This window comes from Pseudomonas sp. CFBP13508 (assembly GCF_005233515.1).
GTDB classification, from domain to species: domain Bacteria; phylum Pseudomonadota; class Gammaproteobacteria; order Pseudomonadales; family Pseudomonadaceae; genus Aquipseudomonas; species Aquipseudomonas mercuritolerans.
On sequence record NZ_QFZZ01000004.1, the window covers coordinates 487,456 to 504,260 of the forward strand.

Consider the following 16,805-nt stretch of genomic DNA (forward strand, 5'->3'; position numbering starts at 1 on the left):
CATAAAAAAACGCCGCTCATCTCACGATGGGCGGCGTTTTTTATTGCCTTGCAGCGTTAGGCTTGAACGACCGGGATATTGGCGTTCGCAGCAGCTTCACGGAACTCGGCGATCTGGTCGAAGGACAGGTAGCGGTAGACATCGGCCGCCATGCTGTCGATCTTGCCAGCGTATTCCATGTACTCCTCGACGGTCGGCAGGCGACCCAGGATCGAAGCAACGGCCGCCAGCTCGGCCGAGGCCAGGTAGACGTTCGCGCCGTCGCCCAGACGGTTCGGGAAGTTACGGGTCGACGTCGAGACCACGGTGCTGTTCGGCTCAACGCGTGCCTGGTTACCCATGCACAGCGAGCAGCCTGGCATTTCCATGCGTGCGCCGGCCTTGCCGTAGATGCCGTAGTAGCCTTCTTCGGTCAGTTGGTGAGCGTCCATCTTGGTCGGCGGCGACAGCCACAGACGGGTTGGCAGCTGACCCTTGACCTGATCCAGCAGTTTACCGGCAGCGCGGAAGTGACCGATGTTGGTCATGCACGAGCCGATGAACACTTCGTCGATCTTCTCGCCAGCAACGCTGGACAGCAGACGGGCGTCGTCCGGATCGTTCGGCGCGCAGAGCACAGGCTCGTTGATCTCGGCCAGATCGATTTCGATGACTTCGGCGTATTCGGCGTCGGCATCGGCTTCCATCAGTTCCGGATTGGCGATCCAGGCTTCCATCGCTTGAGCGCGGCGTTCCAGGGTACGCGCATCGCCGTAGCCTTCGCCGATCATCCAGCGCAGCAGGGTGATGTTGGACTGCAGGTACTCGGTGATCGACTCTTTCGACAGCTTGATGGTGCAACCGGCAGCCGAACGTTCGGCCGAGGCGTCGGACAGTTCGAACGCCTGCTCCAGGGTCAGACCTTCCAGGCCTTCGATTTCCAGGATGCGGCCGGAAAAGGCGTTTTTCTTGCCTTTCTTCTCGACGGTCAGCAGACCGTTCTGGATAGCGAAGTACGGAATGGCATGAACCAGGTCACGCAGGGTGATGCCAGGTTTCATCTTGCCTTTGAAGCGCACCAGGATCGATTCCGGCATGTCCAGCGGCATGACGCCAGTGGCAGCGGCGAACGCGACCAGGCCGGAACCGGCCGGGAACGAGATGCCCATCGGGAAACGGGTGTGCGAGTCACCACCGGTACCGACGGTGTCCGGCAGCAGCATGCGGTTCAGCCACGAGTGGATGATGCCGTCGCCCGGACGCAGGGAAACGCCGCCGCGGGTCATGATGAAGTCAGGCAGGGTGTGGTGGGTGGTCACGTCGATCGGCTTTGGATAAGCCGCGGTGTGGCAGAACGACTGCATCACCAGATCAGCGGAGAAGCCCAGGCACGCCAGGTCTTTCAGTTCGTCACGGGTCATTGGACCGGTGGTGTCCTGAGAGCCCACGGTGGTCATCTTCGGTTCGCAGTAGGTGCCAGGACGCACGCCCTGGCCTTCTGCCAGACCGCAAGCCTTGCCGACCATTTTCTGCGCCAGGGTGAAGCCCTTGGTGCTTTCAGCCGGAGCTTCAGGCTTCTTGAACAGGTCGAACGCTGGCAGACCCAGCTCGGCGCGAGCCTTCTCGGTCAGGCCACGGCCGATGATCAGCGGGATACGACCGCCGGCACGGACTTCGTCCAGCAGCACCGGGGTTTTCATTTCGAAAGTGGTGATGACTTCGTCGGTACCGTGCTTGCAGACTTTGCCAGCGTGCGGGTACAGGTCGATCACGTCGCCCATGTTCATGTTCGACACATCGAACTCGATCGGCAGGGCGCCGGCATCTTCCATGGTGTTGTAGAAGATCGGAGCGATCTTGCTGCCGAAGCAGAAACCGCCAGCGCGCTTGTTCGGCACGTACGGGATGTCGTCGCCAAAGAACCACAGCACCGAGTTGGTGGCCGATTTACGCGACGAACCGGTACCGACCACGTCACCGACGTAGGCGATCGGGAAGCCCTGGCCGCGCATTTCTTCGATCTGCTTCATCGGGCCGGTCTTGCCTTGCTCGTCCGGAACGATGCCGTCACGGGCCATTTTCAGCATGGCCAGGGCGTGCAGCGGGATGTCAGGACGCGACCAGGCGTCTGGCGCAGGGGAGAGATCGTCGGTGTTGGTTTCGCCGGTGACCTTGAATACGCGCAGGCTGATCTTGTCGGCCAGGACCGGGCGCTTCTTGAACCACTCGCCGTCAGCCCAGGATTGCAGCACGGCCTTGGCGTGAACGTTGCCGTTCTTGGCTTTTTCAGCGACGTCGTGGAAGGCATCGAACATCAGCAGGGTGTGCTTGAGTTCTTCGGCGGCGACTGGCGCCAGCTCGGCGTCGTCCAGCAGTTCAACGAGGGTGACGATGTTGTAGCCGCCCTGCATGGTGCCGAGCAGTTCTACAGCGCGTTTCTTGTCCAGCAGAGGGGAGGTGGCTTCGCCCTTGGCCAGGGCAGACAGGAAACCGGCCTTGACGTAGGCAGCTTCGTCCACTCCAGGTGGTACGCGATTGGTGATCAGGTCAACGAGGAAAGCTTCTTCGCCAGCCGGAGGGTTCTTCAGCAGCTCGATCAGGCCTGCTGTTTGTTCGGCGTTAAGCGGCTGGGGAACGATACCCAGGGCTGCACGCTCTTCGATATGTTTGCGGTAGGCTTCAAGCACAGTTATTACCCTCATCAGTGGTCCCAAATGGGTGTCCGGGACGCTCATCCCGAAATTGCCGTACTCATGCGCCTCACGACGTTGTGGGTCGTTCGGCCAGAATTACCGGCAATTCCTTACAGAAGCTGCTTTCAAAGTTTTACGCCTGCAGAACGGGGAGCTGATGAGGGTTGGCGTTGGGCTTTTCCCCGCTGGAAAAACCCTTCGCCAACACCGCTCTGAAGGAACGACTGTGCTCGTGACGCTTTGAAAACAGCTTCTAACGGACATTGGCGCCTTAAAAGGCTGGCTGATTCTACGGCAAAAAAAATTTAAAGGTAAGTCGCGCTCTATTGGACTTTCGTGGCAATCAGCGCGGCCGGAGCAAACCTGCGACGCCGGCGAGACCTTGCTGTTTGAGGGGTGATCAATGCCCGACAAAGGGCTAACATGCCGGCCTGTTCCGCGTTTCAGTGTTCTGCCCATTTATGCCCAATCAGACCATCAAGACCCCCTGCGTCGGCCTCTGCTCCACCGTTTACGGTGACCTGGTGTGCCGTGGCTGCAAGCGTTTCCACCACGAAGTGATCCATTGGAACGGGTACAACGAGGAGGAAAAGCGTGCGGTCTGGCTGCGTCTGGAGCAATTGCTGTCACAAGTGATGGCGGCCAAGGTCGAGATTTTCGATTCGGCGCGCCTGCGCGAGCAACTCGAGCAGCGCAAGATCCGCTTCGTACCGCATCAGTCGGAATATTGCTGGGCCTATCAGCTGATTGCCCGAGGTGCGCGGGTGATCATTAATCTTGAGGCGTACGGGATGGTGTTGCTGCCGGAGTTCCGCGACTGGAACCTGCCGGAACTGCGTGATGCCATTGATCGGGAATTCTTCCTGCTGTCGGAAGCGCATTATCAGCGCTACATCGCCCCGGGCTTCCTGAAAGACGCCTTCGGCGCCTGAACAGCAAAAGATCGCAGCCTTCGGCAGCTCCTACATGGGAATGCGTTCTACCTGTAGGAGCTGCCGAAGGCTGCGATCTTTTGCTTTTAATGTTTCACGGCCAATTCCACCAGATGATCCTCAACCTCCTGCGGCTTGAGCACCAGCACATCGCTTTCCAGCGTATCCAGCACCGCCTCCGCCGTATTGCCGATCAACGCGCCTGACAAACCACTGCGCGCCACTGTGCCAATCACCGTTACCGCTGCCTGCAGTTTGTGCGCCATGAACGGGATCAACACATCGGCAGGGCCTTCCTCGATGTGCAGGTGCTCGTCATCGACATCGAACTCTGCTTGAAACGCCCGGCACTGCTCGCGATATTTGGCTTCTATTGTCGATTTGAGCTGGAATGTCGGGTCCGCGGCTGAAAGCATCGGCGACGGATGCGCGGCAATCACATGCAGATGCGCTTTGGCCAGACTGGCGATGTCGTAGCCGTGATCGATGATGGTGCTGTGCAAATGCCGATGCTCACCGTCGGCATTGCCGACATCGACCGCAGCCAGAATCACTTTGTCCTTCCACGAACCGGCGGTTTTTACCAGCAGTACCGGGGTAGGGCAGTGGCGCAGGAGCTTCCAGTCGGCCGGGGTCAGCAGGGCTTTTTTCAGCGAGCTGTCGGGGAAATGCTGTTTGATCACCAGGCCGCAACCCTCGGCCTGCTGCACATCGATGATGGTTTCGTGCAGGCTCTCGTTCCACGCCTGTTCGGTGGTCACGCTGTACCCTTCGGCGAGCAATGCCGCCTTGAGCACGCTGAGCAGGCCGGCGTGGTCATGCTTTTTGTCGCACACCAATAGGTGCAGATGAGCCTGGGTGACACCGGCGATCAGCTTGGCGCGTTTGAGCGCCAGGCTTTCCGCATGTTCAGGTTCGATGACCACCAGAATGCTGCGAATGGCTTGCATGAGCGGAGTCTCCAGCAAAGAAAAGGCACGGCGTTGCACAACTATAGTTGCTACCCGAACGTCTGCGACTTGATGCATATCAACAGCCGCTGCTGGTGGTCTGCGGGCAGGCCGGTATAATCGGCGCCCTTCGCTCGAACACCTTTTTACCGTGAGCCCCATGATCCTTCCCGAAATCCACGAATTCCTTGGCTGCCGCACCCCCGACGCCTGGGTCCAGGCGGCACTGGCCGATCAGGAAACCCTGCTGATCGACCACAAGAACTGCGAGTTCAAGGCCGCCAGTACTGCGCTGAGCCTGATTGCCAAGTACCACGCCCACGTCGACCTGATCAACATGATGTCGCGCCTGGCCCGGGAAGAACTGGTGCATCACGAGCAGGTCATGCGCATCATGAAACGGCGCAAGATCGAGCTGCGTCAGCTGCACGCCGGCCGCTACGCCTCGGGCCTGCGCAAAGTGGTGCGCAGTCACGAACCGGTGAAACTGGTGGATACGCTGGTAGTCGGCGCTTTCATCGAAGCACGCAGTTGCGAACGCTTTGAAGCACTGGTGCCGCATTTGGATGAAGAACTGGGCAAGTTCTATTTCGGTTTGCTGAAAAGCGAGGCGCGGCACTTTCAGGGTTATCTGAAACTGGCCTATCAGTATGGTGATGCCAAGGATGTCGCGCAGGTGATTGAGCGCGTCCGTGCTGCCGAGCAAGCGTTGATCGAGTCGCCGGACGAAGAATTCCGCTTTCACAGCGGTGTGCCGGTCGCCGCATGATCGGGTAGGAGCTGCCGCAGGCTGCGATCTTTTGATCTGGTTTTTACAAATCGAAAATCAAAAGATCGCAGCCTTCGGCAGCTCCGACAGAGGTCCGCAATCCAATCGGACATTATTGTCTGATTGTAAAAAAATCTTAAGAGTATGAAACATCACCGAAAACCGGCCCGAGTGGCCGGTTTTTGCTGTCTGCCGTCCTCGCTTGACCAGCTATTGCCCGCATAATATCGGCCCTTCCACGTTTGGCTTGGCAACGGTTGTTATGGATAACCTGGGTTTCGGCAAAGTTCTGCTGGTTGAAGACGATGAGCGTCTCGCCGCACTGATCGCACACTTTCTAGAGCAACACGGCTACGAGGTGCGCACGGTGCATCGCGGCGATCTGGCCATGGCTGCATTCCTGGAATTCAAGCCGAAAGTGCTGGTGCTCGACCTGATGTTGCCGGGGCAGAGCGGTTTGCAGGTCTGCCGGGAAATTCGCAGTGTCTCGGACACGCCGATCGTGATCCTCACCGCCAAGGAAGACGATCTCGATCACATCCTCGGTCTGGAATCCGGCGCTGACGATTACGTGATCAAACCGATCAAACCGCCGGTGTTGCTCGCGCGGCTACGGGCGCTGCAACGGCGGCAGACGCCGGACACCAGCGTGGTCAGTTTTCTCGAGTTCGGGCAATTGAGCATCGATCGCAGTTGCCGTGAAGTGCGCCTGGCCGGTGAGCTGATCGAGCTGACCACCATGGAGTTCGAGTTGCTCTGGTTGCTGGCCAGCGCGGCGGGCAAGATTCTTTCCCGCGATGACATTCTCAATCGCATGCGCGGCATCGCTTTCGACGGCCTCAATCGCAGCGTCGACGTCTACATCAGCAAGTTGCGCAACAAGCTCAAGGACAACCCTCGCGAGCCGGTGTGCATCAAGACCGTGTGGGGCAAGGGCTATCTGTTCAATCCGTTCGCGTGGGAGCTGTAAATGCTGCGTTTGTTCCTCGGGCTGTTTCTGGTGATGACGGTAGGGCTGGTGCTGGCCTTGCAGACGGTCGAACACACCTTCAACGCCTTGCTCGACAGCCAGACGCAGGATTACAACCGTGAAGCCGTGCGCGGTCAGGCGTGGTCGCTGGTCGATCATCTGCAAGGCCGCCAGGGCGCCGAGCGTGAACAGAAACTCGATTCATTGCGTGCGCACTACGGTCTGTCGCTGAGTCTGGTCGAGGCCGATCAACTGGCCCTCACACCGCAGGAAAAAGCCGAGCTCGCGCGGAACCTGTTGGTGATCCGCGACGACTACACGCAGTTCATCAGCAACATCGATGGCGGCTCGCAGTTGCTCAGCATCAAGTTGCCGCCGGAGCCGAGCCTGATGCCTTTCTACATCACTGCGGCGTACATGATGCTCGCGGTGCTGATCGGCATCGTTCTGTTTTTCTGGGTGCGCCCGCACTGGCGCGATCTGGAAAAGCTGCGGCTGGCGGCCGAGCGTTTTGGCGACAATGATCTGTCGGTACGCATCCAGTTATCGCGGCGCTCAAACATCCGCGATCTGGCCGAGCACTTCAATCTGATGGCGGCGCGCATCGAAGGCTTGATCGCCAACCAGCGCGAACTGACCAACGCGGTTTCCCACGAATTGCGCACACCGATTGCGCGGCTTTCGTTCGAACTTGATCAGCTCAAACAGCTACCGGACGCCAGCGAGAATCGCGAGCTGATCGCCGACATGTATGCCGACCTTGGTGAGCTGGAGGAGATGGTCTCGGAATTGCTGACCTACGCCAGCCTCGAGCATGGCGCGACGGTGATAAAGCGGGAAAATATTCACGCGGCCGACTGGCTCGACAGTGTTGTCGGCAGTGTGGCGCTTGAGGCCGAAGCAGTGGGCGTGCAGTTGTCGATCGCCGGTTGCCAGGTCGACACTGTAAGCATCGAACCGCGCTTCATGGCGCGGGCGGTGATCAACCTTTTGCGCAATGCAATTCGCTATGCCGAGCAGCGTGTCGAGGTGTCGCTGCTGCGCAATGGCGATGACTATGAAGTACGGGTCAGCGACGACGGCCCGGGCGTGCCGCTGGAGGGACGGGAAAAAATCTTCGAACCGTTTTCCCGACTGGACGCCAGCCGGGATCGGCGCACCGGTGGTTTTGGGTTGGGCCTAGCGCTGGTGCGGCGGGTGTCGCAGTCCCATGGCGGGCAGGTTGAGGTTGGCGACTCGGCGTGGGGCGGGGCGCTGTTCAGGATGACCTGGGCGCATCTGGACTGATTGATGTTGCCTGGCCTGGCCCCTTCGCGAGCAGGCTCGCTCCCACAGGTGATCGCAATCCAAATGTGGGAGCGAGCCTGCTCGCGAAGGGCGCGATATTCAGCGGGTCACGCCGAGTCGCTCATGCCACTGGGCGATCGATTCTTCAGGATATTCATCAAACTGCTGATCCTTCGGCTTCGCCTCGACCTCAACCCACGGCGCTTTCGAACCGAGCATCAGGTGCGTGTGTTCCGGCGGCACCGGCAGCGGCGTATCGATCGCCGAGGCGAATGGATGAATCAGCTCTGGCCACTCCGGGCTGAACAGCCACAGGCCGCTGCCGCACAGCGAGCAGAAGTGGCGTTCGGCGCTGCTGCGATGGGCGCGTTTATCGCCGTCAGCTTTCATCTTCGCGTGATAGATGCTGATGTTTTTGCGTCCGCGAACCTTGAGAGTGGTCGCGTCGCCGCCAAGGTTGATCGCATAACCGCCACCGCCCTGGGTCTTGCGGCAGATCGAGCAATAGCAGCGTTGATAGGGATAAGGATGGGCGCTGTCGAGGCTGAACGTGACTTCGCCGCAATGGCAGGAGCCTTCGAGGTGCATGGTGCTCTCCTCTGTCTGAATGGTCCGCTTCAGCCTAGAACATTCTGCCTGATGCTTGCCGGTGTGATGCGACCGGCGGGCGCAGCGTCTAGCCCCAGTGTCCCCGCGATCCCATGGGGCGAGACTTTCGGAACCCGGCATGCAAGCGCTGTTGAACGAGATCCTTGACGCCGTCCGGCCCCTGATCGGGCAGGGCAAAGTTGCTGACTATATTCCCGCCCTCGGCACGGTGCCGGCCAACCAGTTGGGCATCGCCGTGTACAGTAACGACGGCGAAATGTATTGCGCCGGCGACGCTGAAACGCCGTTCTCGGTGCAGAGTATTTCCAAGGTGTTCAGCCTGGTGCAGGCCATCGATCATTCCGGCGAAGCGATCTGGGAACGGCTTGGCCACGAGCCGTCCGGCCAGCCGTTCAACTCGCTGGTGCAACTGGAATTCGAACGCGGCCGCCCGCGCAATCCGTTTATCAATGCCGGTGCGCTGGTGATCTGCGACATCAACCAGTCGCGCTTCGCCGCGCCGACATTGTCGATGCGCGACTTCGTCCGACGCCTGTCCGGCAACCCGCAGATCATGATCGACGGCAAGGTCGCCGACTCCGAATACCAGCACCGTGCGCGTAATGCGGCGATGGCCTATCTGATGCAGTCGTTCGGCAACTTTCACAACGATGTCGAGGCGGTGTTGCGCAGCTATTTCAGTCACTGCGCACTGCGGATGAATTGCATCGATCTGGCCCGGGCGTTCTGCTTTCTGGCCAATGACGGGTTCTGCAAGCACAGCGGCGAGCAGATCCTGACGCGCCGCCAGACCCAGCAGGTCAACTCGATCATGGCCACCAGCGGTCTGTATGACGAGGCGGGCAACTTCGCTTATCGCGTCGGCCTGCCGGGCAAGAGCGGGGTCGGCGGCGGCATCGTTGCGGTGGTGCCGGGGCAGTTCAGCGTGTGCGTGTGGTCGCCGGAGTTGAACGCCGCCGGCAACTCGCTGGCGGGGATGGCGGCGCTGGAGCTGCTGAGCTCGCGGATTGGCTGGTCCGTCTTCTAAAGACACACCACGATTTCCAGTGTGGGAGCGAGCCTGCTCGCGAAGAGGCCGGTACATTCAGCATCGATGTCGTCTGACTGGCCGCTTTCGCGAGCAGGCTCGCTCCCACCGGGTGCAGTGTTGCTTTGCAGGATCGTGTTCTATACATTTTCCGGCCGCCCTCTGCATGGTGAATCCGCTTCATGTCTCTTGCGCTCGAACGTCTAGTCGCTGGCACGCCGATCCCTTTCGCTGGTAACCGCGTCACCGTGGTCAGCCCCGAACTGGCCGCGCGGTTTCAGCCCGGTGACCATCTGCTGGTCGAGCAGGTCAGTGGCGAGTTGTTGCTGATCCCCGTGGCCGATCAACAGGCCGCCTCGGTGGCAATCGAGCGTGCGGCTGCGGCATTCACCGCGTTGTCGGCGGTGTCCGATGAAGCCATCAGCCGGTTCTTCGACCTGTTTGCCCAGCGCCTGGAGAGCCCTGAATGCTGGACGCAGATCGAAGCCGCCAACCGCGCCGACATTGAGCGAGCGAAGGCGCGCGGTCGCTCGACCACACGCTTGCTCGCCGATGAAAGCATGCGCCGCGACATGATCGCCGGGCTGCGCGCGTGGCGTGATGCGCCACCCACGCGGGGCAAAGTGATCAGCAGTGTCGAGCACGACGGCTGGAAGGTTGAGCAAGTGGTCTCGCCGCTGGGCATCGTCGCGTTTGTCTTCGAAGGCCGACCCAACGTATTTGCCGACGCCGCCGGGGTGTTGCGCACCGGTAATACGGCTGTGCTGCGCATCGGCAGCGATGCGTTGGGCACTGCGCAAGCCATCGTCACTCACGCGCTGAATCCAGCACTGGCCGAAGCCGGTTTGCCGGTGGGTGCGGTGTCGTTGGTCGAAAGCGTCAATCATGCTGCCGGTTGGGCGATGTTTGCCGATCGGCGTCTGTCGCTGGCGGTGGCGCGAGGCTCGGGCCGTGCGGTCAGTCAGTTGGGCAGCATTGCTCAGCAGGCCGGCACTGCCGTCAGCCTGCACGGCACCGGCGGTGCGTGGCTGATCGCCGACCGTGACGCCGACGCCACTCGCTTCGCGGCAGTGGTGCGCAACTCGCTGGACCGCAAGGTCTGCAATACCCTGAACGTCTGCCTGATTCAGCGCGAACGCGCCGATGAGCTGGTGCCGCTGTTTCTCGATGCGTTAAAAGCCGCCGGTACGGCGCGCGGTCAAGGCTGCAAATTGCACATCGTCGCGGGCAGTGAAAGTTGCCTGCCAAGCGAATGGCAGAACGCAACAGTCGAGGTTTATCGCGCCGAGGGTTACCAGACCGAAGCGCTGGCCGAATCCTTGCCCGAGTCGGCCCTGGGCCGCGAGTGGGAATGGGAAGAAACCCCGGAAGTCAGCCTGATGATTGTCGACGATCTGGAGCAGGCGATTGCGCTGTTCAACCGTTACAGCCCGCAATTCACCGTGTCGCTGATCAGTGAGGATGCGGCGGTTCAGAAACGCTTCTACAACGCGGTGAATGCGCCGTTTGTAGGTAATGGCATCACCCGTTGGGTCGACGGCCAGTACGCGTTGAACAAGCCTGAGCTGGGCCTTTCGAATTGGGAGAGCGGACGGCTGTTTGCGCGCAGTGCGATTCTTTCCGGGGATGGCGTGTTTACCGTGCGTAGCCGGATGACTCAGGTTGATCTCACGGTGAAACGCTGATCTGTTGATCGTTCCCACGCAGAGCGTGGAAACGATCACGGTGGGGAGTCAGGCAGCGTGGCTGGCTTGCGCGCTGATCGCGCAGGTCTCAGGTTGCTGCGCCAGCGGCACAAAGGTGCGGCGGTCGGAAGAGAGCGCGTCGATCGAACCGGTCTCGATGTCGTAAACCCAGCCATGCAGATTCAGCCGCCCTTGCTCCTGGGCCAGGCGCACACTCGGGTGGGTCTGGATATTCGCCAGTTGCGCGATCACATTCTCGCGCACCATCGAACTCAATTTCGCCGCGTCGCTGCCATGCACGCGCGCTTCGTTCATCACCTTCGCCGACTCGGCATGCTGCAGCCAGCCGCTGACGGCGGGCAGGTGATCCATGCATTTGCACTGGGCAATCGCGGTCATTGCGCCGCAATCGGAGTGGCCGCAAATCACGATATCGGTCACTCCCAGCACTGCCACCGCATATTCCACCGTCGCCGAGACCCCGCCTGGATGCGGGCTGTAGGAGGGCACGATATTGCCGGCATTGCGGATCACGAACAGTTCGCCGGGCTCTTGCTGGGTGAGCAGCTCAGGCACTACACGGCTGTCGGAACAGGTGATGAACAGCGTGCCGGGTTGCTGAGTCGTGGCCAGATGTTTGAACAGTTCGCTGCGTTGCGGGAAGGCTTCGTTCTGGAATTTCAGGAAGCCGTCGATCAGGGCTTTCATGGGCGTGTCCTCTTGGCAGAAATCGGATGGCCCGCACGCAGGGTGCGGGCCGGGCGCATCAGAACGGGCGCAGCGGCAGGAACTTGCCGTCGAGGGTCACCACGGCGCGGGAGCCGCCTTCAGGGTCTTCGACTTTCTTGATGTCCAGTTTGAAGTTGATCGCACTGATGATGCCGTCACCGAACTGCTCGTGAACCAGCGCCTTCAGCGTGGTGCCGTAGATCTGGATCATTTCGTAAAAACGGTAGATGGTCGGGTCGGTCGGCACGCTGCTGAGGCTGCCGCGCAAAGGAATGATCTGCAGAGCGGCGACGTCATCGGCGCTCAGATCAAGCTTGTCGCCGACCACTTGAGCAGCGTTTTCCGGCAACGGATGCTGGCCGAGCAGGGCGGCGGTGACATAAGCCAGGCTGAGGCCGGTGCCGTCAGAGAGATCCTGCCACGACAGATCTTTTTTCGCCTTGGCGTCGAGAACGCGGGTAGTCAGGGCCAGGCTGTTGTCGTTGTAGGCGTGGGACTGTTGCATGGTGTCACTCCTTTCAGGGGTTGGCTTGCTTTGTGTGGAAGCAATGTTGCGCCGGTCGATTCATAGCTTCCAAGACCGATATACAATGCTTCGCATAAGCCCTGCCTATAGATGGTGTCCTCATGCTGTTGCGACATTTGCGTTATTTGCTCGCCGTTGCCGATCACGGCGGGTTCACCCGGGCGGCCGAAGCGCTGCATGTATCGCAGCCGACGTTGTCGCAGCAGATCCGGCAACTGGAAGAAACCCTCGGCGTCAGCCTGTTCGATCGCACCTCACGCACGGTGAAGCCGACGGATGCAGGCGCGGCTTACATCGAGTGCGCACGGCGCGTGCTGGTGGAGCTGGAAGCCGGGCAGCGCGCCTTGCACGACGTGAAGGACTTGTCCCGCGGCACCCTGCGTCTGGCGATGACGCCGACGTTCATGGCGTATCTGGTCGGGCCACTGGTGCGCGACTACGGGGCACGGTTTCCCGGTATTCATCTGGAGATCTTCGAGTTGTCGATGGACGACATCGAGGCCGGGCTGGCGGATGACTCGCTGGATGTCGCGATCGCGTTTACCCCGGTGCGCAATGCCGATATCGAATGCATACCGGCGTTTACCGAGACGCTGGGGATCATGGTCGGGCCTGGGCATCCGCTCTATGACAGCCCTTCGGTATTGACGCCGCCGGAATTGGCTTCACTGCATTTCGCCTTGCTGGCGCCGGGCTTCATTACGCGGTTATTGGTGGATGAGTATTTCCGCGAGCACGGGATTACGCCGCAGGTGCGGATTGACGTGAATTCGGTGAGTACGTTGCTGGAAGTGGTGCGGCATGCGCCGCTGGCGACCATGCTGCCCGAGGCGATTGCCAGCGAAGACCGCGCATTGCGCCGCTTGCGTGTTGAAGGGGAGGCGCCGCAGCGGGGAGCGGCGTTGTTGCGGCGCAGGAATAATTATCACAGTGCGGCGGCGTTGGCGTTTGTGGAGCTGGTGCTCGGCATGAAAAGCCCCTCACCCTAACCCTCTCCCAGCGGGAGAGGGGACTGACCGAGGTGTTTGGTCAAGTTACTCCGACCTGAACGAGCTTCGTTGACTCATAATCGCCACGGTCATTCAGGTCTACGGTTGAGCTGAGGCAACTCGGTCGGCTCCCTCTCCCTCGGGAGAGGGCTGGGGTGAGGGGCGACGGGGGCACTCACGCCGCAAAACTCAAAAGAACAACAAAGGGCCTGCTCCCAATCGGAAGCAGGCCCTTAGTCAAATAATCTACTACTCAATACAACCGATCAATCACCCGAACTTCGTTCTGATTCTGCATCGAATCCCACGCCTGTTTCAGCGTCTGCAGCACACTGCCAATGAAGTCCTTGTCGGCCGCAGCCTTCTTGCCGACATAACCGTGGCCGCGGCGGTACATCTTCAGGCGGGCCAGCAGGTTCTGGTGGTTGCGGTCGAATTCCTCTTCGCCAGCGTGGGGCGACAGGCAGTCGATGTGCACCTGGCCCGACTTGCTGATCCAGAGAATATGGCTGTCGTGGCTGTCTTTCTGCGCCGCGAACATACGAGCCAGTTCTTCGATAGTGGGTTGATTGTTCAGATTCATTGTTATGCCCCTTGACCAGTCTGGTGATCTTTCAAAGTTGATTCGCTAATACAGGTAGCCCATCGGTTAGTTGATCCCTGGCACCGAAACCAGGACGTCAGCGCTCGCCCGTATGAAGTACGGGGTCATGCATCTGTTGCATGTAGTCGTGTTGAATAACTGCTACGCAATAGCGTCACAACGAGGAGAAGCAGCGAAAACCGGGAGGCTCCTTGACGACAATCCAGTGTCGGCCACAAGCGTCTTGAGAATTTTCGCCAGCGCTTCTCGTCCTTGTACTGGACGTTCAGGCCAGGTCAGCTTCTTCAATCTGCCTTGTGGGCAGCGTGTATCCGGAAAAAACAACTCGGCGGTCAGACGAGTTTGCTCAAGCGTGTTACCAGTGCTCCCGATCGGGGAACGTCTTCATCATGCAAAAGCAAAACGATGCCGTCAACGGTTTTGTAGTGATTATTTTCAAGCACTACATATTGTCGGACAAAGCTGTTTTGGAATGAGAAAAGATCCGTTTCAGCAACGTCGAGAAGGGAGCCTCGAGGAATTCAGCGAGTCGTCGGACGCGCCGTGCGTTTGCGCGTACCGGCGGTTTTGCTGGCCGTCGACTTGCGCTTTTTCTTCCACGGCGCTGCGGCTTTGCCGGCTGGCGGCGGGCCACTGATGGTCAGGCTGATGGCTGAGCAGCGGCTGACCTGCTTGCTCATCCACGCAGCCTGTTTGGTGACAAATTCTTCCAGACTCATCTCGCCGCTTTGCACCATGTCCAGCGCCTGTTCCCAGATCGCCGTAGTGCCAGGATCGGCGATCGCGCGCGGCACTGCATCGATCAGGCTGAACGCCGCAGGTGTCGCCGCCAGTGCCTTGCCGTTCTTCACCAGATAACCGCGATCAAGCAAGCCCTGGATGATCGACGCGCGGGTGGCTTCGGTGCCGATGCCGGTGGTGTCTTTGAGTTTCTGTTTCAGCAGCGGATCCTCGACCAATTTGGCAACGTTCTTCATCGCCTTGATCAGATCGCCTTCGGTGTAGGGTTTTGGTGGCTGCGTCCAAAGATTCTTGAGATTCACTTTCGCCACAGCGCATTCGACGCCCTGGCTCAGGGCCGGCAAGGTTTGCGGTGCTGGTGCTTCGCGGCCCTTGGCCGGCGCCAGTGCTTCGGGCAATGCGCGCTTCCAGCCTGGTTCGATGATCTGCTTGCCCACCGCGCGCAACGCCTGCCCGTTGCAATCGAAATCGGCCTGGGTGCGATCGTATTCGTGATTGGGCAGGAACTGCGCCAGGTAGCGCGCGCGAATCAGCGTGTACACCGCGCGATGCTTGCCGGTCAGGCGTTCGAGGTTCTTCGCGGCGATGGTGGGAATGATGCCGTGGTGAGCGCTGACCTTGGCGTCATTCCAGGCCCGCGAGCGCCGTTGCGGTTCGAGATAACCCTGCAAGGCTTCAAGGCTCGGATCGGCCTGGCGCAACGCTGTCAGGATCGATGGCGCCTCACTGTGTTGGCTCAACGGCAGAAAGCCGCAGTCACTGCGCGGATAGGTGATGATTTTGTAGGTTTCATACAGGGCTTGAGCGATGTCGAGGGTTTCCTGCGCGCCGAGGCCAAGCTTTTTCGAGCAGACTTCCTGCAAGGTGCCGAGATCGAAGGGCAGGGGCGCCACTTCGCGCATGCGCTCGGTTTTCAGCTTGATCACCCGTGCGCTGTCTGCACTGCTGATCGCCGCTGCCGCTTGCTGCGCCAACGCCTGATTCAGGCAGCGATCCTGATCATCACAAGCGTCTGATGGTGCGCGCCACTGTGTGGTAAACGTCGTGCCGTTGTGCAGCAAATCCACGTCGATTGCCCAGAACGGTACGGGGACGAAATCGGCGATGCTGCGGTCGCGGTCGACCACCAGTCGCAGGGTCGGCGTCTGCACTCGGCCCACAGGCAGCACGCCCTGATAACCCGACTGCCGGCCCCGCAAGGTGAACAGTCGACTCATGTTCATGCCGATCAGCCAGTCCGCGCGTGAACGGCCCAGTGCCGAGTGATACAGGCTGAATGTTTCGGCTCCCGGTTTCAGCGCGGCCAAGGCCTTGCGAATCGATGCCTCGTCCAGCGCCGACAGCCACAAGCGGCGGATCGGCCCGCGATAGCGGCAGTGCTCGACCAGTTCCCGGGCGATCATCTCGCCCTCACGGTCGGCGTCGGTGGCGATGATCAGTTCGCTGGCCTCGCCAAGCAGACGCTTCACCGCTTTGTACTGGCTGGCGGTGCGCGGCTTGACGGTCATTTTCCATTTGTCGGGAATGATCGGCAGATCCGCCAGCACCCAGCGCTTGTAGCGCGCGTCGTAGGCATCCGGCGGTGCTGTTTCGAGCAAATGGCCGATGCACCAGGTCACTGTGACGTCCGTCCCCAACCAGCAGCCGTCGCCGCGACGCCTGGCGCCGAGCACGGCCGCAATGTCTTTGGCCTGGGAAGGTTTTTCACAGAGGTACAGCCGCATAGCTACCATCGCTGGTTGGTTTGTGGGAGCGCACAGGATGGCTGGAGTCTGCGGCGCGAGCAACTTTTATCTGTATGGATATACAGATAAAACCATTGCCAAAGGTTTTCGCCGTTCGGCTGCAATCTCAACCAGACCCGAGCCCATCAGCTATACCTGAACCGGTCTCTTAGCCGTCTTCAGGAGAACCCCATGAAAAGCCCCAGCCCCGTGATCAGCGTCGAACAACTCAGCGGCTGTCTACTGGTTAAATTCCACGGCATCCAAGTCGCCGCGTCCTCCCACGCGCTGATCCTCAATGAGGCCAACTACCCGCCGGTCTACTACATCCCCCGCGAAGACATCGACGAAAAATATTTCGCCCGCACCGACCACACCAGCTATTGCCCGTACAAGGGCGACGCCAACTATTTCAGCCTGCAAGTGCCCGGACATGAGGGTGCCAACGCGGTGTGGACGTACGAAAACCCGAAGGTCTCCGTCGCACCGATCCGCGACTACGTGGCCTTTTATCCGGACCAGGTGAAATTCGAAGTGATCAAGGCGCACGCCTGAGCGAAAAAATGGCGAGAGAATCGCTTCCCTCGCCAT

At 60.2% G+C, this 16,805-nt stretch carries 15 protein-coding genes; 8 read left to right on the forward strand and 7 right to left on the reverse strand.

What is annotated here, in order from left to right; genetic code table 11:
• Window positions 1-56 precede the first annotated feature (56 nt).
• Complete coding sequence (acnB, locus tag PspCFBP13508_RS14455; RefSeq protein WP_137214993.1) at window positions 57-2,666, reverse strand: bifunctional aconitate hydratase 2/2-methylisocitrate dehydratase; 2,610 nt, start codon at window positions 2,664-2,666, stop codon at window positions 57-59.
• Between the two features lie 467 nt (window positions 2,667-3,133).
• On the opposite strand from acnB, the gene PspCFBP13508_RS14460 reads away from it, so the two are divergent.
• The gene (locus tag PspCFBP13508_RS14460; RefSeq protein WP_064117650.1) at window positions 3,134-3,604 is read left to right on the forward strand and encodes a DUF1289 domain-containing protein; all 471 of its coding nucleotides are present in this window, start codon (window positions 3,134-3,136) and stop codon (window positions 3,602-3,604) included.
• 86 nt (window positions 3,605-3,690) lie between these two features.
• Here PspCFBP13508_RS14460 and PspCFBP13508_RS14465 read toward each other — a convergent pair whose 3' ends face one another.
• A complete protein-coding gene (locus PspCFBP13508_RS14465; protein ID WP_130910601.1) occupies window positions 3,691-4,554 on the reverse strand; it encodes a universal stress protein in 864 nt (287 codons plus the stop codon).
• 160 nt (window positions 4,555-4,714) lie between these two features.
• Here PspCFBP13508_RS14465 and miaE point away from each other — a divergent pair, with 160 nt between their 5' ends.
• The 3 genes from miaE to PspCFBP13508_RS14480 all read left to right on the forward strand — a co-directional run bounded on the left by miaE (window position 4,715) and on the right by PspCFBP13508_RS14480 (window position 7,580).
• Window positions 4,715-5,323, forward strand: a complete 609-nt coding sequence (gene miaE, locus PspCFBP13508_RS14470) for a tRNA isopentenyl-2-thiomethyl-A-37 hydroxylase MiaE (protein ID WP_122612531.1) — start codon at window positions 4,715-4,717, stop codon at window positions 5,321-5,323.
• 262 nt (window positions 5,324-5,585) lie between these two features.
• Window positions 5,586-6,293 carry a winged helix-turn-helix domain-containing protein gene (locus PspCFBP13508_RS14475; RefSeq protein WP_137214904.1) on the forward strand — a complete coding sequence of 236 codons (708 nt, stop codon included), beginning with the start codon at window positions 5,586-5,588 and terminating at the stop codon, window positions 6,291-6,293.
• A complete protein-coding gene (locus PspCFBP13508_RS14480) occupies window positions 6,294-7,580 on the forward strand; it encodes an ATP-binding protein (RefSeq protein WP_137214905.1) in 1,287 nt (428 codons plus the stop codon). It abuts the gene before it with no gap.
• 99 nt (window positions 7,581-7,679) lie between these two features.
• Here the strand turns inward: PspCFBP13508_RS14480 and PspCFBP13508_RS14485 are convergent, their stop codons facing one another.
• Window positions 7,680-8,168, reverse strand: a complete 489-nt coding sequence (locus PspCFBP13508_RS14485; RefSeq protein WP_137214906.1) for a GFA family protein — start codon at window positions 8,166-8,168, stop codon at window positions 7,680-7,682.
• Window positions 8,169-8,307: 139 nt separating this feature from the next.
• Here PspCFBP13508_RS14485 and glsB point away from each other — a divergent pair, with 139 nt between their 5' ends.
• Together glsB and PspCFBP13508_RS14500 are read left to right on the forward strand one after the other, a co-directional pair.
• The gene (glsB, locus tag PspCFBP13508_RS14490) at window positions 8,308-9,216 is read left to right on the forward strand and encodes a glutaminase B (protein WP_024013269.1); all 909 of its coding nucleotides are present in this window, start codon (window positions 8,308-8,310) and stop codon (window positions 9,214-9,216) included.
• A 182-nt stretch (window positions 9,217-9,398) separates the two neighbouring features.
• On the forward strand, window positions 9,399-10,901 hold the full coding sequence (locus PspCFBP13508_RS14500; protein ID WP_137214908.1) for an aldehyde dehydrogenase family protein: 1,503 nt from the start codon (window positions 9,399-9,401) through the stop codon (window positions 10,899-10,901).
• Between the two features lie 48 nt (window positions 10,902-10,949).
• Here the strand turns inward: PspCFBP13508_RS14500 and PspCFBP13508_RS14505 are convergent, their stop codons facing one another.
• Together PspCFBP13508_RS14505 and cynS are read right to left on the reverse strand one after the other, a co-directional pair.
• Window positions 10,950-11,609, reverse strand: coding sequence for a carbonic anhydrase (locus PspCFBP13508_RS14505; RefSeq protein WP_137214909.1), 660 nt, complete (start codon window positions 11,607-11,609; stop codon window positions 10,950-10,952).
• A 58-nt stretch (window positions 11,610-11,667) separates the two neighbouring features.
• Window positions 11,668-12,135 (reverse strand): cyanase, encoded by a 468-nt coding sequence (cynS, locus tag PspCFBP13508_RS14510; protein ID WP_137214910.1) that lies wholly within the window; start codon window positions 12,133-12,135, stop codon window positions 11,668-11,670.
• A 122-nt stretch (window positions 12,136-12,257) separates the two neighbouring features.
• Here cynS and cynR point away from each other — a divergent pair, with 122 nt between their 5' ends.
• Entirely contained in the window at window positions 12,258-13,145 is an 888-nt protein-coding gene (gene cynR / locus PspCFBP13508_RS14515; RefSeq protein WP_137214911.1) for a transcriptional regulator CynR, read from the forward strand.
• Window positions 13,146-13,398: 253 nt separating this feature from the next.
• Here cynR and PspCFBP13508_RS14520 read toward each other — a convergent pair whose 3' ends face one another.
• Together PspCFBP13508_RS14520 and PspCFBP13508_RS14525 are read right to left on the reverse strand one after the other, a co-directional pair.
• A complete protein-coding gene (locus PspCFBP13508_RS14520) occupies window positions 13,399-13,728 on the reverse strand; it encodes a hypothetical protein (protein ID WP_041480831.1) in 330 nt (109 codons plus the stop codon).
• Window positions 13,729-14,270: 542 nt separating this feature from the next.
• Window positions 14,271-16,214, reverse strand: coding sequence for a DNA topoisomerase III (locus PspCFBP13508_RS14525; protein WP_137214912.1), 1,944 nt, complete (start codon window positions 16,212-16,214; stop codon window positions 14,271-14,273).
• Between the two features lie 192 nt (window positions 16,215-16,406).
• Between PspCFBP13508_RS14525 and PspCFBP13508_RS14530 the strand changes: the two genes are divergently transcribed.
• The gene (locus PspCFBP13508_RS14530) at window positions 16,407-16,769 is read left to right on the forward strand and encodes a DUF427 domain-containing protein (protein ID WP_137214913.1); all 363 of its coding nucleotides are present in this window, start codon (window positions 16,407-16,409) and stop codon (window positions 16,767-16,769) included.
• Window positions 16,770-16,805 lie beyond the last annotated feature (36 nt).

What these genes read in the sequence shown, in the direction of transcription:
- PspCFBP13508_RS14460 (WP_064117650.1), top strand. Translation starts at nt 3,134, where the DNA reads ATGCCCAATCAGACCATCAAGACCCCCTGCGTCGGCCTCTGCTCCACC.
- PspCFBP13508_RS14465 (WP_130910601.1), bottom strand. Translation starts at nt 4,554, where the DNA reads ATGCAAGCCATTCGCAGCATTCTGGTGGTCATCGAACCTGAACATGCG.
- miaE (WP_122612531.1), top strand. Translation starts at nt 4,715, where the DNA reads ATGATCCTTCCCGAAATCCACGAATTCCTTGGCTGCCGCACCCCCGAC.
- PspCFBP13508_RS14475 (WP_137214904.1), top strand. Translation starts at nt 5,586, where the DNA reads ATGGATAACCTGGGTTTCGGCAAAGTTCTGCTGGTTGAAGACGATGAG.
- PspCFBP13508_RS14480 (WP_137214905.1), top strand. Translation starts at nt 6,294, where the DNA reads ATGCTGCGTTTGTTCCTCGGGCTGTTTCTGGTGATGACGGTAGGGCTG.
- PspCFBP13508_RS14485 (WP_137214906.1), bottom strand. Translation starts at nt 8,168, where the DNA reads ATGCACCTCGAAGGCTCCTGCCATTGCGGCGAAGTCACGTTCAGCCTC.
- glsB (WP_024013269.1), top strand. Translation starts at nt 8,308, where the DNA reads ATGCAAGCGCTGTTGAACGAGATCCTTGACGCCGTCCGGCCCCTGATC.
- PspCFBP13508_RS14500 (WP_137214908.1), top strand. Translation starts at nt 9,399, where the DNA reads ATGTCTCTTGCGCTCGAACGTCTAGTCGCTGGCACGCCGATCCCTTTC.
- PspCFBP13508_RS14505 (WP_137214909.1), bottom strand. Translation starts at nt 11,609, where the DNA reads ATGAAAGCCCTGATCGACGGCTTCCTGAAATTCCAGAACGAAGCCTTC.
- cynS (WP_137214910.1), bottom strand. Translation starts at nt 12,135, where the DNA reads ATGCAACAGTCCCACGCCTACAACGACAACAGCCTGGCCCTGACTACC.
- cynR (WP_137214911.1), top strand. Translation starts at nt 12,258, where the DNA reads ATGCTGTTGCGACATTTGCGTTATTTGCTCGCCGTTGCCGATCACGGC.
- PspCFBP13508_RS14520 (WP_041480831.1), bottom strand. Translation starts at nt 13,728, where the DNA reads ATGAATCTGAACAATCAACCCACTATCGAAGAACTGGCTCGTATGTTC.
- PspCFBP13508_RS14525 (WP_137214912.1), bottom strand. Translation starts at nt 16,214, where the DNA reads ATGCGGCTGTACCTCTGTGAAAAACCTTCCCAGGCCAAAGACATTGCG.
- PspCFBP13508_RS14530 (WP_137214913.1), top strand. Translation starts at nt 16,407, where the DNA reads ATGAAAAGCCCCAGCCCCGTGATCAGCGTCGAACAACTCAGCGGCTGT.